Origin of the sequence: Burkholderia sp. AU17457 (genome assembly GCF_002223255.1) — a bacterium.
Classification (GTDB): domain Bacteria; phylum Pseudomonadota; class Gammaproteobacteria; order Burkholderiales; family Burkholderiaceae; genus Burkholderia; species Burkholderia sola.
Window position 1 is genome coordinate 225,886 of record NZ_NKFB01000008.1, and the last position, 13,961, is coordinate 239,846.

A 13,961-nucleotide genomic window follows, 5' to 3' on the forward strand; every position below is an offset into this window, starting at 1 on the left:
ATCGGATGTGTCAATCGATCGATACACCGGCGTCAACGAATTAGACGTCGATCGAGGTGGATACGCCGGATGTGACCCGGGACGATTCGTCGAGCCACGCGATGATCGAATCGTACAGCGCGGCAAGGTGGTCGGCGCGCTCGCCGATCCGCTTGAGCATGTCCCGTTGCTCCGCCGTCGTGGCTTCCCATTGCCAACGCATGAATTGCTCGTATTGAATCGGCAGCAGCTTTCGTTGCCCGATGTAGTCATGTCTGACTCGCTCGCGCATCGCAAGGTCGGGCATGTGTTGTTCCGTCGTGTGCCGGGTCAATTTGTCGAAGGTCGCCCGGGCTTCGTCCACTTGAGCGTCGACCAGATAGAACAGGCTCGGCAAAAACTCGATGGGCCGCCATACCGGCGGCCGTTGTGTGTCTTTCGTCATCGTTTGAATGTCGATCAAGCTTCGCTCGGACGGTTCCAGCGCGCGCCGACGTCGACCGTTTCCATCAGTCGATCGATGTCGAGCAGGGTCAGCAGTTGTTTGCCGTCGTCTCCTTCGTGGACGGCGAGGCCCGTGACGAATTCCGTTTGCATCGCGGTCCCGACCTCCGGCGCCGGGCGGCGCGCGGAGCGATCGATATCGACGACGTCGCTCACCGAGTCGACGATCAGGCCGATCGTCTGTTCCGCACCGTCGAGTACGATGATGGCGGTCGGCACGGTGTCGCCGATCGGGTCCAGCGAGAACGTCATACGCAGGTCGACGATCGGCATGACGAGGCCGCGCAGGTTGATCGTGCCTTTGACGAACGGCGGTGCATCGGCGGCGGGCGTCGGTTCTACATAAGGGCGGATCTCGCGGACACTCTGGATATCGATTCCGTATTCGTCGCCGCCGAGCACGAAGGCGACAAATACCTGCGTGGTCGCGTCGCCGGCGTTATCGCGTCCGGGTGTGCTCTCCGCGATTTCAACTGCTTCCGTCATGTCATGCTCCAGGAAACGGATGGTTCGTGCCGAATCAAAAGGTGGTCCAGTCTGCTGCAGCGTCCATCGCGGCACGGGGTGACGGTGTTCTCGCCTCCGTCACGGGCGTGCCGCCCGGTCGCACCGGCCGCGACACTGCCGCCGTGGCTGCCGCACCCCGGTGCGCCGCCGGCTGGTCGTATGCACGGCTGTCCGCGGACCCGACGCGGAAGAACGAGACAGCCTCGGTCAATCGATGGCCCTGATCCTCGAGCGACTTCGACGCGGCCGCCGCTTCCTCCACCAGTGCCGCGTTCTGTTGCGTGACTTCGTCCATCTGCGTGATCGCGATGTTGACCTGTTCGATCCCGCGACTTTGTTCGGAGGACGCCGCGGCGATTTCACCCATGATGTCCGTCACGCGCGCCACGGCCATCGTCACTTCGGCCATCGTGTGACCTGCATCGTCGGCAAAACGCGAGCCGTCCCGAATCTTCTGGACGGATGCGCCGATCAACGCCTTGATTTCCTTGGCTGCGCTCGATGAACGTTGCGCGAGGCTTCTCACTTCGCTCGCCACGACGGCGAAGCCGCGACCCTGTTCGCCCGCGCGGGCAGCTTCCACGGCGGCGTTCAGCGCGAGAATATTGGTCTGGAACGCGATGCCTTCGATAATCCCGGTGATCTCGGCTATCTTCGACGAGCTGTCGCTGATGTCGGTCATGGTTTCCACGACCTGGCTGACGACCGCGCTGCCTTTGTGGGCGACGTCCGACGCGCCGTTGGCCAGGGCGCTCGCCTGTTGCGCGCTCTCCGCGTTCTGCCGCACGGTGGCGGTGAGCTGTTCCATGCTCGATGCCGTCTCCTGCAGCGACGCCGCCTGTTGTTCCGTGCGGGACGACAGGTCCTGGTTACCGGACGCAATCTGGCTGGATCCCGTCGCGATGCTGTCCGCAGCGGTGCGGACTTGCCCGATCAGCCGGACGAGGCTCGCCTGCATCTCGCCCATCGACGCGAGCACGCTACCTTGCGGCGCGGCCGCGGCGCCGTCGACGGTGCCGAGGTCGCCCGCCGCGACGCGGCGTGTGATGTCGCTCAGGTCGCCGGGTTCCGCGCCGAGTGCGCGCGTGATGCTGCGCGTGATCAGGCATGCCGCAACGACGGCTGCCGCGAGTGCAGCGAGACAGATGCCGATCAGCAACGCGCGGTGTCGGCTGTACTGTTGCACGGACGCCTGCTTGCTCTCAGCCGCCCGATTGCTTGCAAAACCGGCGTAGGTGTCGGCTGCTGTGACAAGTTCCTTCAGTAGCGGCCGGCATTGATCGTCGATCATCGCGATCGCCTGATCCCGCTGGCCGTGTAACGCAGCGTCGCCGATCGCGACGGCCACCGGGCCATATCGCGATTCAATGCGGTTGATCTCGGCCACCAGCACGCGGGCTTTCGCCGTCACGTCTGGATTTGTGGCGATTGCTTCGTTCAGCTGGCGAAGCCGTGTCTGCACTTCCTCATGTGCCTGTGTCATCGCAACGCGCTCCGCTTCGACATCGGCGGGTTTCATCACGAGCACGAGATTGCGGACGGCGACCGCGCGCTGAAGTACAGCCGCACGAATTTTCTCCGTCAACGCCGCGCGTGCGCGCGCCCCGTCGACGTAACCCGCGAAGCTGTCGTTCGCATCCCCGAGCGCACTGATTGCAAGCACCGAAACCAGAACCACCAGCGCAGCCATCATGCCGAAGGTCAGCGCGAGTTTCGCTCGCACGGTCAATTGTCCGAAGCTCATGTTTAATCTTCCCCTGTCGTTCGCCCTTGTCGAGCGGATATCGTTGTGCTTGTTATGAACGTCGGGTCGGGAAAGCGTCGACATGCATCCAAGCCCATCCGCGCCCCGTCGTTGTAACCGCGACCACGCAGATACCGGTACCGGCTTCGATGTCTTCGCATGCCGGTTCGCGAAGGACGAGCGCCGCCTGCCTGGTACGATCTGCGAGATCGTTCCGAGCAATACACGCAAGTGGTGTGCCACATAAAGGGGGCTGTCGGGCAAGGCTTTGCCGGCAGTGCGGCAGCTGGAGTGTCAACGCGCCCGGACACGCGTGTCCGGAAATCCGACGCTATCCGATGTCGAGGCTCGCCATGCGCGTGTACGGAGACCGGCAGCTCATGCCGAGCCGCTTCTCCGCTTCCGCGCGATTGTCGCCGGTGAGTTCCGGCGTGAGCAGAAAACGGCTGCCTTGCACCGCCGCTATATGGCGATCTGCGTCGAAGAAAGAACCTGCTTGAGCACCATGAAAGTCCGAATCTGACGCACGCCGGGCAGGTAAAGCAGTTGCTCGGCATGGAGCCGGTTGAAGCTTTCGCTATCGCGCGTGCGCAGCATCATGAAGTAGTCGAACTCGCCGGTCACCACGTGGCATTCCATGCAGCCGGATACGTTCTGTGCGGCTTTTTCAAACGCGGCAAAGGATTCGGGGGTCGATCGATCCAGCACGACCCCGATGATCACGACCATGCCCGCATCGAGGGCAGGCGCGTTGAGCAACGCGACGATTCCTCGGATCAAACCCAGGCTCTTGAGCCGTTCGACGCGGCGCAAACAGGCCGGCGCACTCAAATTGACCTTCGCCGCCAGCGCGACGTTCGAGATCGATGCGTCCTTCTGAAGGGCCCGCAGGATTGCTTTGTCCGTACGGTCAAGTTCGACGTGGCTCGCGTCAGCCGGGCGCGATTTGCCGAGAAATTTTGTTGTCGATTTCATCGGTTCTAAAAAATAACCATTCGTGGAGATGGGGGAAATTGTATTTCAAAGTGCGGCGATGGACGGATGTTTGCAACCCCGTTTCGTAGGTATTTCACTAGAATTTCTTCGTGCCCGGTCGCCCTTGACGACATCGGGCGTCGGAACCCACCGCCCACTTTCGGAGAACCTCCGTGAACCTCGATCGCTTCCCGCGCCACAAGCTGACCTTCGGACCCACCCCCATTCATGAGTTGCCGCGCCTCGGCAAGGCGCTGGGTGGCAAAGTGCATCTCTATGCAAAACGCGAAGACTGCAACAGCGGCCTGGCGTTCGGCGGCAACAAGACCCGCAAGCTCGAGTACATCGTGCCGGACGTGCTGGCGAGCGGCGCCGACACGCTGGTATCGATTGGCGGCATCCAGTCGAACCAGACGCGTCAGGTCGCGGCAGTCGCGGCTCATCTTGGCCTGAAATGCGTGCTGGTTCAAGAAAACTGGGTCAACTACTCGGACGCTGTGTATGACCGCGTCGGCAACATTCAGATGTCCCGCATGATGGGCGCCGACGTTCGGCTGGTCAGCGACGGCTTCGACATCGGCATTCGTCCGAGCTGGGAAGAGGCGCTGGAGAGCGTTCGCAACGCGGGCGGGAAGCCGTATCCGATCCCCGCCGGTTGTTCCGAGCATCGGCTTGGCGGCCTCGGGTTCGTCGGTTTCGCGGAGGAAGTGCGCGCCCAGGAAGCCGAACTCGGATTCAAGTTCGACTACATCGTCGTGTGTTCGGTGACCGGAAGCACGCAGGCCGGCATGGTCGTGGGGTTCGCGGCGGACGGACGCGCGGATCGCGTGATCGGTATCGATGCGTCGGCCAAACCCGAGCAGACGCGCGAGCAGATTCTTCGCATCGCACGCCAGACCGCCGATCTCGTGGAACTCGAACGGCCGATCGAGGACGCGGACGTGGTGCTCGATACGCGCTACGGGGGCCCTGAATACGGCTTGCCGTCGGAAGGGACGCTCGAAGCGATTCGACTGTGCGCGAAGACCGAGGGGATGCTGACCGACCCGGTTTATGAAGGCAAGTCGATGCACGGGATGATCGACAGGGTGCGCCGCGGCGAGTTTCCGGAAGGGTCCCGGGTCTTGTATGCGCACCTCGGTGGCGTCCCCGCATTGAACGCATACAGCTTCCTGTTCAAGAACGGTTGAGGCTCGGCTGCGTTCCTGCTGCAAGTGGAGTCGGAACGCGGCGTGCATATCGCCAATTCGGGGTGCCAAGTATGGACATGCAGAATCGACTTCCGGCCAGCACGATGACGGACCCCGACCCGGAGGAGCTCCGGGAATGGTGCGACGCGCTCGATGGCGTGTTGCACGCGTGGGGCGGCGATCAAGGCAAGGCGCGTGCACGTCACCTTCTCGACTCGTTGCAGGCGCACGCACAGGCCCGTCGCGTTGCGTGGCGGCCGCCGTTGGTCACGCCGTACGTCAATACCGTGGCGCCTGAAGAGCAGCCAGCCTATCCGGGCGATCTGCACATCGAGCGGCGGATCGCGGCGTTGATACGGTGGAACGCACTCGCGATGGTGGTCCGCGCCAACCGCGCGCAGGGAGAACTCGGCGGGCATATCGCAAGCTATGCTTCCGCCGCGGATCTGTTCGAGGTCGGTTTCCAGCACTTTTTCCGCGGCCCGGATGCGGTGCACGGCGGCGATCTGGTGTTTTTCCAGGCGCATTCCGCGCCGGGCGTCTATGCTCGGGCGTTTCTCGAGGGACGATTGTCGGAAGAATCGCTGTCCCATTATCGCCAGGAGATCGTGGGGGAGGCTCGCGGCATCCGGGGATTGAGTTCGTATCCTCATCCCTTTTTGATGCCGGACTTCTGGCAGTTTCCAACCGGATCGATGGGGCTGGGGCCGCTCAACGCCATCTATCAGGCGCGGTTCATGCGGTACATGGACAATCGCGGCTTGAAGGAGCACGGCGACCGTCGCGTGTGGGGTTTTTTCGGCGATGGAGAAATGGACGAGCCCGAGTCGATCGCCGCGTTGACGCTCGCGGCTCGCGAGCGGCTCGACAACTGCACATTCGTCATCAACTGCAATCTCCAGCGACTGGATGGCCCCGTCCGCGGCAACGGCCGGGTCATCGACGAGCTCGAGGCGTTGTTCGCCGGCGCCGGATGGAACGTCATCAAATGCATCTGGGGCTCGGAGTGGGATGCGTTGCTCGGTCGCGATCATGCCGGGGTGCTCGAACGCGCTTTCGCGAACACCGTCGATGGCGATTTTCAGACATTGTCGGCCAATGACGGCGCGTTCAATCGCGAGACGTTCTTCAGCCGGAATCCGGAACTGCGAGCGCTGGTGGAGTCGCTGTCCGACGACGACATCGCGATGCTTCGGCGCGGCGGGCACGATCCCGTGAAAATCCATGCGGCTTTTGCCGCGGCGACCGTCAGGAATGGTCGACCGTCGGTGGTGCTTGCCAAGACCATGAAGGGCTATGGCATGGGCACGATCGCGCAAGGGCGCATGACGACGCATCAGCAGAAAAAGCTGGAGCGGGACGACCTGATTGCATTTCGGGATCGATTCGCGCTCCCGCTTTCCGACGAAGCGGCATCGGAAGCACGGTTTTATCGGCCGCCGCACGATAGCGATGAGCTGCGGTACTTGCGGGAGCGTCGCGAGACGCTTGGCGGCTATCTTCCCCAGAGACATGCGGCATCCGAGCGACTGGTGGTGCCCCCGCTGGCGAGCGTCGCCGGCTTCTCGATGAATGCGGACGGCAAGGTCATGAGCTCGACGACCGCCTTCGTCAGGCAACTCGGTGCGCTGCTCAAGGACGCCAACCTTGGCCCGCGACTGGTTCCGATCGTGGCGGACGAGGCCAGAACGTTCGGCATGGCGAATCTTTTCAGACAGGTCGGCATCTACGCGCCGTTCGGGCAGTTGTACGATCCGGAAGACAATTCGTCGATGCTCTCGTATCGTGAAGCGTCCGATGGTCAAATTCTCGAGGAAGGTATTACGGAGGCAGGGGCCATCTCGTCGTGGACGGCCGCTGCGACGAGTTACGCCGTGCACGGTATTCCGATGATGCCGTTCTATATTTACTACAGCATGTTCGGTTTTCAGCGTATCGGCGATTTGATCTGGGCGGCTGCGGACCAGCGCGCCCGGGGTTTTCTCGTCGGTGCCACGTCGGGCCGCACGACGCTCGGAGGAGAAGGATTGCAGCATCAGGATGGCTCGAGTCACCTTCTCGCGTCGACGATACCGACGTGTCGGGCGTACGATCCGTCCTTTGCCGGCGAACTGGCGGTGCTGATCGACTACGGGTTGCGGCGCATGCTGAGTGACGCGCACGACGAGTTCTATTACGTCACCGTGACCAATGAGAACGTCGCGCAACCGAGTATTGCTGACGCGTCGCATGAAGGTATCGTGAAAGGCATGTATCTGTTCCGACAAGGAGGCCGCTTTCAGCGGCGGGTTCAGTTGTTCGGCAGCGGCGCGATCATGGGCGAGGTGCTCAAGGCGGCGGACGAACTCGAGCGGTTACATGGGGTGGCCGCGGACGTCTGGAGTGTTACCAGCTATGTCGAGCTGGGGCGGGATGGTGCGCGATGCGAGCGGGAATGGCGGCTTGGTTCGGGCGACATCGGGAACGCGTGGATTGCTCGCCAGTTGCGTACGACGGTTGGGCCGATTATCGCTGCGTCCGACTATGTGAAAGCGCTTCCGGAAATGGTGCGTGCGTATATTCCGGACGGACGGCGGTATGTCACGCTTGGGACCGATGGGTTTGGTCGAAGTGATTCTCGCGCGCAGTTGCGGCGGTATTTTGAGGTGGACGCTCAAGCCATCGTGCAGGCGGGGTTGCGGGCCCTCGAGGGGCAGGCGGCGGGGAATGAGGTTCGCGAACGGGCAGGGGCGTCTCATGTCGTCGGGGTGGTGGCGCACTGACGTGGGGCTCCCTGGGAATATGGTCGTGGGCCGTTGTTTTAGGCGGCTCTCCACACGCTTGTCGTTGAACCCGTTTTGCTATCGGTCTATTAGCGTCGCCCCTGCGCGGGGCGGCGGTCACTTTTCTTTGTCTTCCAAAGAAAAGTAACCAAAAGAAAGGCGCGTCCTTGGGCGGACGGCAAAGGTGGTTCTGCTCAGGTTGGTGGTTTCTTTGCCGCCGTAGGTCGTGGTATGTCGGGACTGGGGGGTGGCAGTACGAAGTCGTCGCGCAACTAGTCGGCCGTTTGCAGCTGCTTCACCAATTCGCCAACGAAGTCGACCAGGACGGTCGACAACACTCGGCCCGACAGGGTCTGGATCTGGATCGCACGCAACGACATGCCCGGATGATCGATCGGTATCGCTACCAGACCGTCCGTCGCCAGACGCGCCTGCACCGTCAGACGGCTGGTCAGGGACACGACTCCCGACATTTGAGTGAATGCATACAGCGTGTTGGAGTTGTTGCAGGTCAGGACAGGCTCGAAGAGAAGATTCTCCAGGCTCGCCGTCGTATCGAAAAGCTGACGGATCGTCGTGCCGCGGTCAAGCAGCGCAATCGGGAAATTCCGCAACTCGGCCATCGATACCGTCGCATGCCCGGCCAGCGCGTGAGAACGGGGCATGACGGCACAAATGGGCGCGCTCCGCGTGTACTCGACGTTGATCTCCGGCTCTCGTACGACACCGAACGTCAGGCCGATATCGGCTTCGCCGCTCCGTACGTGTGCCGTCACCTCTTTCGGCGCTGTCACTGCCACCTCGAAACGGGTACCGGGCGACTTTTCCAGAAATTGCGTGATGGCGCGAGGGAGAACATCCCGGGCAAACGCCTCCGACGTCGAGACGCGGATCGTGCTTCGATCGAATGAGTTCAGCGCCTTGATCTCCTCGAGCACCTGCTGACCTTCAAGCAGGGTTCGCCGGACATGCGCAGCCAACAGCTCCCCGGCCTTGTTGGGGACCATGCCGCGCGCCTGACGCTCGAACAGCGGGCAGCCGACCTCCTCCTCGAGCTTCGTTATCTGACGGCTGATCGCCGAGATCGAAACGTGCAGCTTTTCGGACGCCTCGCTCAGCGAACCGGTGTTGGCAACGGCAAGGAAGTATCGGAGTGCAGCGTTGTGCATGACGTCCGCCAAGTTTGCGTTATTGGAAAGCAGGGCACGCAAAAAAGTCAATTGTGGTGCGCGTTTTGGCTCCGTACGCTTGATCCATCAGGGCTGCACAAACCGCTCTTCCACGATACACGCGAGGATCACCATGACGCGTCGCCAAGCAATCGACTCTGCCACAAAATATTTCGATTCGGGTGGATTCCTGACAGATCTCGCGCGACGCGTCCACATGGCGACGGAAAGTCAGGATTCCGGAAGGGCCGGCGAGCTTCGAGCCTACCTCGTCGACGAGATCATCCCATCGATCGACCGTATTGGTTTTGAGTCTCGTATCGTCGAGAACCCGGTTGCGGGGAGCGCGCCGTTCTTGATTGCGACACGTATCGAGGATCCCTCGCTTCCGACGATCCTGATGTACGGGCACGGTGATGTCGTCCGTGGCCATGACGGACAGTGGAACGACCAGATGTCGCCATGGAACATTACGATTGAAGGAGACCGGTGGTTTGGGCGGGGCACGGCGGACAACAAAGGGCAGCACACGATCAACCTCGCCGCGCTGGAGCAAGTCATCGAGGCCAGAAATCGACGTCTGGGTTTCAATGCGACGCTGCTGCTCGAGATGGGGGAGGAGACCGGATCGCCCGGGCTACGTGCAGTCTGCGAGCAGAACAAGGACCTTCTCGCAGCCGACGTTCTGATCGCTTCGGATGGCCCCCGGGCCAGATCGCACGTCCCCTGTGTTTTTCTCGGGTCGCGCGGATTCGTCAACTTCACGCTTTCCGTTCGGCTCCGGTCGGGCGCCCATCATTCCGGAAATTGGGGAGGGGCGCTCGGCAATGCCGGAACCGTACTCGCGAACGCGATTTCGTCGCTCGTCGACGGGCGTGGGCGGATCCTCGTCGACGCGCTGTTGCCGACGCATATTCCGGCCTCGGTACGAACTGCGCTGAAGAATATTAGCGTCGGTGGCGGGCCCAACGATCCTCACGTCGATGCCGATTGGGGCGAACCTGGGTTGACCACCCAGGAGCGTGTCTATGCATGGAACGCGCTGGAAGTACTGGCCTTTACCACCGGTAACCCGATCAGCCCGATCGGCGCGATTCCTCCTGTTGCGCATGCGCATTGCCAACTCAGATACGTCGTCGGTACGGATTGCGGGCGCTTCGAAGAAGTTCTACGGCATCGCCTCGACGCATGCGGGTTCGACAGGGTCGAGGTGGCTATCGGCGAGCGAATGGGCGCCACGCGCCTGCCGCCGGAAGATCCGTGGGTCGCATGGGCGCTCGATTCGATCGAGCGGACGACCGGAAAGCATCCCGATTTGCTTCCCAATCTTGGCGGGTCGCTGCCCAACGACGTCTTTTCCGACGTTCTGGGCCTTCCGACGATCTGGATTCCGCACTCGTACGGAGCCTGTTCGCAGCACGCCCCGAACGAACACCTGCTTGGAAGCGTCGCGCGTGAGGCGCTGCAGATCATGGCCGGCATATTCTGGGATCTCGGGGAGTCGGCATCCGCCGTCCGGGACCGACGCAAGGAAGGAGCGCTCGTCGTCCAGGCATAAGACGCCAATTTTTAATGCACTTGTTGTCGTAAGTTAACGGAGAATGAGATGCGTACTATGGAAATGGTGGATGCCGCGCCGACTAGAGAACAGGCTCCTAACGTTTTTCGACTGGTGTCCGCTGCAACCGTCGGCAATGCTTTGGAGTGGTTCGACATACTGATTTATGGATTCTTCGCAATCTCGATTTCAAAGGCTTTCTTTCCGGCGTCGAGCAGCGGGGTATCCCTTCTTCTGACGTTCGGGACGTTCGCGATCTCGTATTTGGCCAGGCCGATCGGCGCGCTCGTGCTGGGGTCGTATGCGGATCGTCGCGGTCGCAAGGCATCGATGATGGTGTCGATCGTGACGATGATGGTGGGCACGACGACGATCGCACTGACGCCGAGCTACGAGTCGATCGGCATGATCGCGCCGATTCTGGTCATCTGCGCTCGACTGCTTCAGGGTTTTTCCGCTGGCGGCGAGTTCGGCAGTACCACTGCGTTTCTGGTGGAACAGTGCCCCGAACGCAAGGGATTGTTCGCCAGCTTCCAGTTCGCGAGTCAGGGGTTGAGCTATATGCTCGCGGCCGGTTTTGGCGTTCTCCTGACCTCGACCCTCGATGCAGACGCCATCGACGCATGGGGTTGGCGCATACCGTTTCTCTTTGGCGTGTTGATCGGCCCCGTCGGCCTGTACTTGCGAAAGCACGTGCATGAGGCCGACGGCGCAACGCGTGAAAGGCGCGAATCGTTCCCGGTAAGGGAAGTGTTCGTCAATCAGAAAGCCAGAATGTTGTTGGCGATCGGTACGCTCGTTCTTTCCACCGGCGCCAGTTACGTCATTCTTTATGTTCCGACCTACGCGGTACGCGAGCTTCATCTGCCCGCCAGTTTCGGCTTCATTGCAACGATGTTGACCGGCGGGATCCTGACGTTCGTTACGCCGTTCGTCGGCTATCTGTCGGACAGGATCGGCCGCGTCAGGCTGATGATCTGGGCCGGGATGGCGTTCATCCTGACCATTTATCCGGTTTTCAAATTGCTTGGCGCGCATCCCGATCTGGGAAGGCTCATTGCGATGATGGCCTGGATCGGGACGCTCAAGGCGGTCTATTTCGGCGCGCTTCCGGCGCTGATGGCGGAAGTCTTTCCGACAGAAACCCGAGCGACGGGTATGGCCATCAGCTACAACATCGGCGTCACGCTGTTTGGCGGTTTCGCGCCGCTGATCGTCGCATCGTTGATCCATCAGACAGGCAATTTGGCATCGCCGGCGTTTTACCTGATGCTGGTCGGCGTGCTGAGTTTGATTGCATTGCGCGGATGTCGATCAATGTTGAATCTCCGATGAGGCAGCGCATCGAGGGAATTCCGCACAGCCGAGCGATTGCTTCGACGGGTGCGGTCCGGGACTGTTTCGACCACATGCGAGGTGAGATCGGAATGAGTGCAAGGAAACTGGACACGGCATCGTCGGGGGCGTCGACGTGGAATTGGCTGTTACCGCCTTCGGAGCGGGCCCGCGTGTGTGTCGTCATTGATCCAAGCCTCGGCGCTGCCGCGGTTTCAGCGACCGTAGCCTGCTTCACGGCGATGCCGGAAGTCGCGCTTCTCCAGATTGACGATCCGGTCGATGCGCACCGTGCATGGAGCGCGTCGCTCATGCCGGGTGGCGTCCCCGAGGCGGCGAAGACAAGCACGGATTGCGGGTTGCGTCGATTGCCGCGGGGCGTGCCGTTGCTGGTGTGGTCGACGCGCCCGCAAGACCTCGACTGGCTCGGCGGCATCGAAGGGAACAGGGTGCGGGCCCTCGTGACCTTCGAGGATGACGAGGTCGAAATGCAGGTATCTCGTCTTTTCACGCTTGTTCTGAAGGCGTTGAAGCACGCGATCGCCGAGAACATGTTGATCTACTAATACGACAAAAATGGTCTTGCTTCGGCATGTCGCGACATACGCTCGCGAGTCACGTATCTGCAATTCATCCATTTTTCCAACAACACGAACAAGTGACCGGTATGTTGACCGTTATTTCGAAGTTGAACATCGGCAAGCGGCTGGGGCTCGGTTTTGCGATGGTATTGGCGATGTCGCTGATCGGGATCGTCATCGGACTGATGCGTCTGTCTTCCGTTGCCCAGGCCACCCGCGACATGGTCGCTAGGCCGTTGCAGACCGAGCGGCTCGTCAATGACTGGTCCCGGCAAATCAGCGTCGCGGTGACGCGCACTACCGCGATTGCGAAGAGTGCCGATCCGGGGCTGGCCAACTATTTCAACGACGAAGCCATCGCCGCATCGAAAGTGTCCGCGGCGAAGCAGACGGCCATCGAGGCGGTGATGACGTCGGACGCGGAAAAGCGCTTGTTCGCTGCCATCGGCCAGCAACGCAAGCGCTTCCTCGCCATCCGGGATCAGATCTATGCGCTGAAGAAGGAAGGAAAAGCGGAACAGGCCGACCAGTTGCTCGAACAGCAGTTCATACCGACCGCGCGGCAACTCGTCGAAGAAGTCGACGCGTTGGTGACGTACCAGCGCGAAGAAATCGACGGACTTGCGGCCGAGATCGACGCGAATTATCGATTCGGACGCACGCTGATGATCGCGTTCGGCGTTGTCGGCATGCTGCTGAGCGTGGTATGCGGATGGTTGATCACCCGCAGCATTACCCAGCCGCTCATGCGCGCGACGGACGTCGCGCATCGGGTGGCCAGAGGCGACCTGAGCGTTCATGTCGACGTTCATGGCACGGACGAACTCGGCCGACTGCTCGGCAGCTTGCGTGACATGCAGGCTGCACTGCTTCGCGTGGTGTCCAACGTGCGCCGCGGCTCGGATCACCTCGCGGCGGCGAGCGCCGAAATCGCGCAGGGCAACGACGATCTCAGTTCCCGCACGGAGAGCCAGGCCAGCGCGCTCGAGCAAACCGCCGCGTCCATGGAGGAACTGAGTTCCACCGTGGCACGGAACGCCGACAACGCTCACGAAGCGAATCAATTGGCGATGAATGCATCGACGGTGACCGCGCAATGCGGCGAAGTGATCAACCAGGTCGTGGAAACCATGAAGGGCATCAACGACAGTTCCCGCCAAATCTCGGACATCACGGGGGTGATCGACAGCATTGCCTTTCAGACGAACATCCTGGCCTTGAATGCCGCGGTCGAGGCCGCGCGTGCCGGCGAGCAGGGAAGAGGCTTCGCGGTGGTCGCCAGCGAAGTGCGCAGCCTGGCCGGACGTTCCGCCGATGCGGCCAGGGAGATCAAGAAGCTCATCGGCTCGAGCGTGGGGCGCGTCGCTCAAGGTTCGACGGAAGTCGAGCGCGCATGGGTGGCGATGACAGAAGTCGTGAACTCGATTCGTCGCGTCACCGAGACGATGAGCGAAATCAGCGCCGCGAGCACCGAGCAATCGCTCGGCGTGGCCCAGATCGGCGAAGCCGTCGGCCAGATGGAGCGCACGACGCAGCAAAACGCCGCGTTGGTCGAGCAAACTGCTGCGGCGGCAATCAGTCTGCGCCAGCAGTCACGGGAACTGGTGGAGGTCGTCTCGGTGTTTCAGCTTGGACGCGGTGAAGCACTGTAGAGCCG

Annotated in this window: 11 protein-coding genes; 6 read left to right on the forward strand and 5 right to left on the reverse strand. The window is 61.7% G+C overall.

Annotated features, from left to right (window positions below):
* Positions 1 to 40: 40 nt before the first annotated feature.
* The 4 genes from CFB49_RS30960 to CFB49_RS30975 form a co-directional block, all read right to left on the reverse strand.
* Positions 41 to 442: a hypothetical protein gene (locus tag CFB49_RS30960; RefSeq protein WP_143328653.1), complete on the reverse strand. Its 402-nt coding sequence runs from the start codon at positions 440 to 442 to the stop codon at positions 41 to 43.
* Positions 439 to 969: a chemotaxis protein CheW gene (locus CFB49_RS30965; RefSeq protein ID WP_089493282.1), complete on the reverse strand. Its 531-nt coding sequence runs from the start codon at positions 967 to 969 to the stop codon at positions 439 to 441. Before CFB49_RS30965 ends, CFB49_RS30960 begins: the two co-directional genes overlap by 4 nt.
* Before the next feature lie 34 nt (positions 970 to 1,003).
* Positions 1,004 to 2,734, reverse strand: coding sequence for a methyl-accepting chemotaxis protein (locus CFB49_RS30970; protein ID WP_089493283.1), 1,731 nt, complete (start codon positions 2,732 to 2,734; stop codon positions 1,004 to 1,006).
* Positions 2,735 to 3,196: 462 nt separating this feature from the next.
* A complete protein-coding gene (locus CFB49_RS30975; protein ID WP_069619552.1) occupies positions 3,197 to 3,709 on the reverse strand; it encodes an Lrp/AsnC family transcriptional regulator in 513 nt (170 codons plus the stop codon).
* 173 nt (positions 3,710 to 3,882) lie between these two features.
* Here CFB49_RS30975 and CFB49_RS30980 point away from each other — a divergent pair, with 173 nt between their 5' ends.
* Together CFB49_RS30980 and mdeB are read left to right on the forward strand one after the other, a co-directional pair.
* The gene (locus CFB49_RS30980) at positions 3,883 to 4,899 is read left to right on the forward strand and encodes a 1-aminocyclopropane-1-carboxylate deaminase (RefSeq protein ID WP_069619553.1); all 1,017 of its coding nucleotides are present in this window, start codon (positions 3,883 to 3,885) and stop codon (positions 4,897 to 4,899) included.
* A 71-nt stretch (positions 4,900 to 4,970) separates the two neighbouring features.
* Positions 4,971 to 7,661, forward strand: coding sequence for an alpha-ketoglutarate dehydrogenase (gene mdeB / locus CFB49_RS30985; protein ID WP_179234986.1), 2,691 nt, complete (start codon positions 4,971 to 4,973; stop codon positions 7,659 to 7,661).
* Positions 7,662 to 7,933: 272 nt separating this feature from the next.
* On the opposite strand, the gene CFB49_RS30990 is transcribed toward mdeB, so the two are convergent.
* A complete protein-coding gene (locus CFB49_RS30990) occupies positions 7,934 to 8,830 on the reverse strand; it encodes a LysR family transcriptional regulator (RefSeq protein WP_089493712.1) in 897 nt (298 codons plus the stop codon).
* A 133-nt stretch (positions 8,831 to 8,963) separates the two neighbouring features.
* Between CFB49_RS30990 and CFB49_RS30995 the strand changes: the two genes are divergently transcribed.
* From CFB49_RS30995 to CFB49_RS31010, 4 genes are all read left to right on the forward strand, one after another.
* Positions 8,964 to 10,388 carry a M20 family metallopeptidase gene (locus CFB49_RS30995; protein ID WP_089493284.1) on the forward strand — a complete coding sequence of 475 codons (1,425 nt, stop codon included), beginning with the start codon at positions 8,964 to 8,966 and terminating at the stop codon, positions 10,386 to 10,388.
* Between the two features lie 48 nt (positions 10,389 to 10,436).
* Positions 10,437 to 11,723 (forward strand): MFS transporter, encoded by a 1,287-nt coding sequence (locus CFB49_RS31000; RefSeq protein WP_089493285.1) that lies wholly within the window; start codon positions 10,437 to 10,439, stop codon positions 11,721 to 11,723.
* A gap of 92 nt (positions 11,724 to 11,815) precedes the next feature.
* Complete coding sequence (locus CFB49_RS36120; protein ID WP_179234987.1) at positions 11,816 to 12,289, forward strand: hypothetical protein; 474 nt, start codon at positions 11,816 to 11,818, stop codon at positions 12,287 to 12,289.
* A gap of 101 nt (positions 12,290 to 12,390) precedes the next feature.
* Entirely contained in the window at positions 12,391 to 13,956 is a 1,566-nt protein-coding gene (locus tag CFB49_RS31010; RefSeq protein WP_089493286.1) for a methyl-accepting chemotaxis protein, read from the forward strand.
* Positions 13,957 to 13,961 lie beyond the last annotated feature (5 nt).

Coding starts and splice junctions, on each gene's coding strand:
- CFB49_RS30965 (WP_089493282.1), bottom strand. CDS start 969: ATGACGGAAGCAGTTGAAATCGCGGAGAGCACACCCGGACGCGATAAC.
- CFB49_RS30990 (WP_089493712.1), bottom strand. CDS start 8,830: ATGCACAACGCTGCACTCCGATACTTCCTTGCCGTTGCCAACACCGGT.
- mdeB (WP_179234986.1), top strand. CDS start 4,971: ATGGACATGCAGAATCGACTTCCGGCCAGCACGATGACGGACCCCGAC.
- CFB49_RS30970 (WP_089493283.1), bottom strand. CDS start 2,734: ATGAGCTTCGGACAATTGACCGTGCGAGCGAAACTCGCGCTGACCTTC.
- CFB49_RS30995 (WP_089493284.1), top strand. CDS start 8,964: ATGACGCGTCGCCAAGCAATCGACTCTGCCACAAAATATTTCGATTCG.
- CFB49_RS31010 (WP_089493286.1), top strand. CDS start 12,391: ATGTTGACCGTTATTTCGAAGTTGAACATCGGCAAGCGGCTGGGGCTC.
- CFB49_RS36120 (WP_179234987.1), top strand. CDS start 11,816: ATGAGTGCAAGGAAACTGGACACGGCATCGTCGGGGGCGTCGACGTGG.
- CFB49_RS30975 (WP_069619552.1), bottom strand. CDS start 3,709: ATGAAATCGACAACAAAATTTCTCGGCAAATCGCGCCCGGCTGACGCG.
- CFB49_RS31000 (WP_089493285.1), top strand. CDS start 10,437: ATGCGTACTATGGAAATGGTGGATGCCGCGCCGACTAGAGAACAGGCT.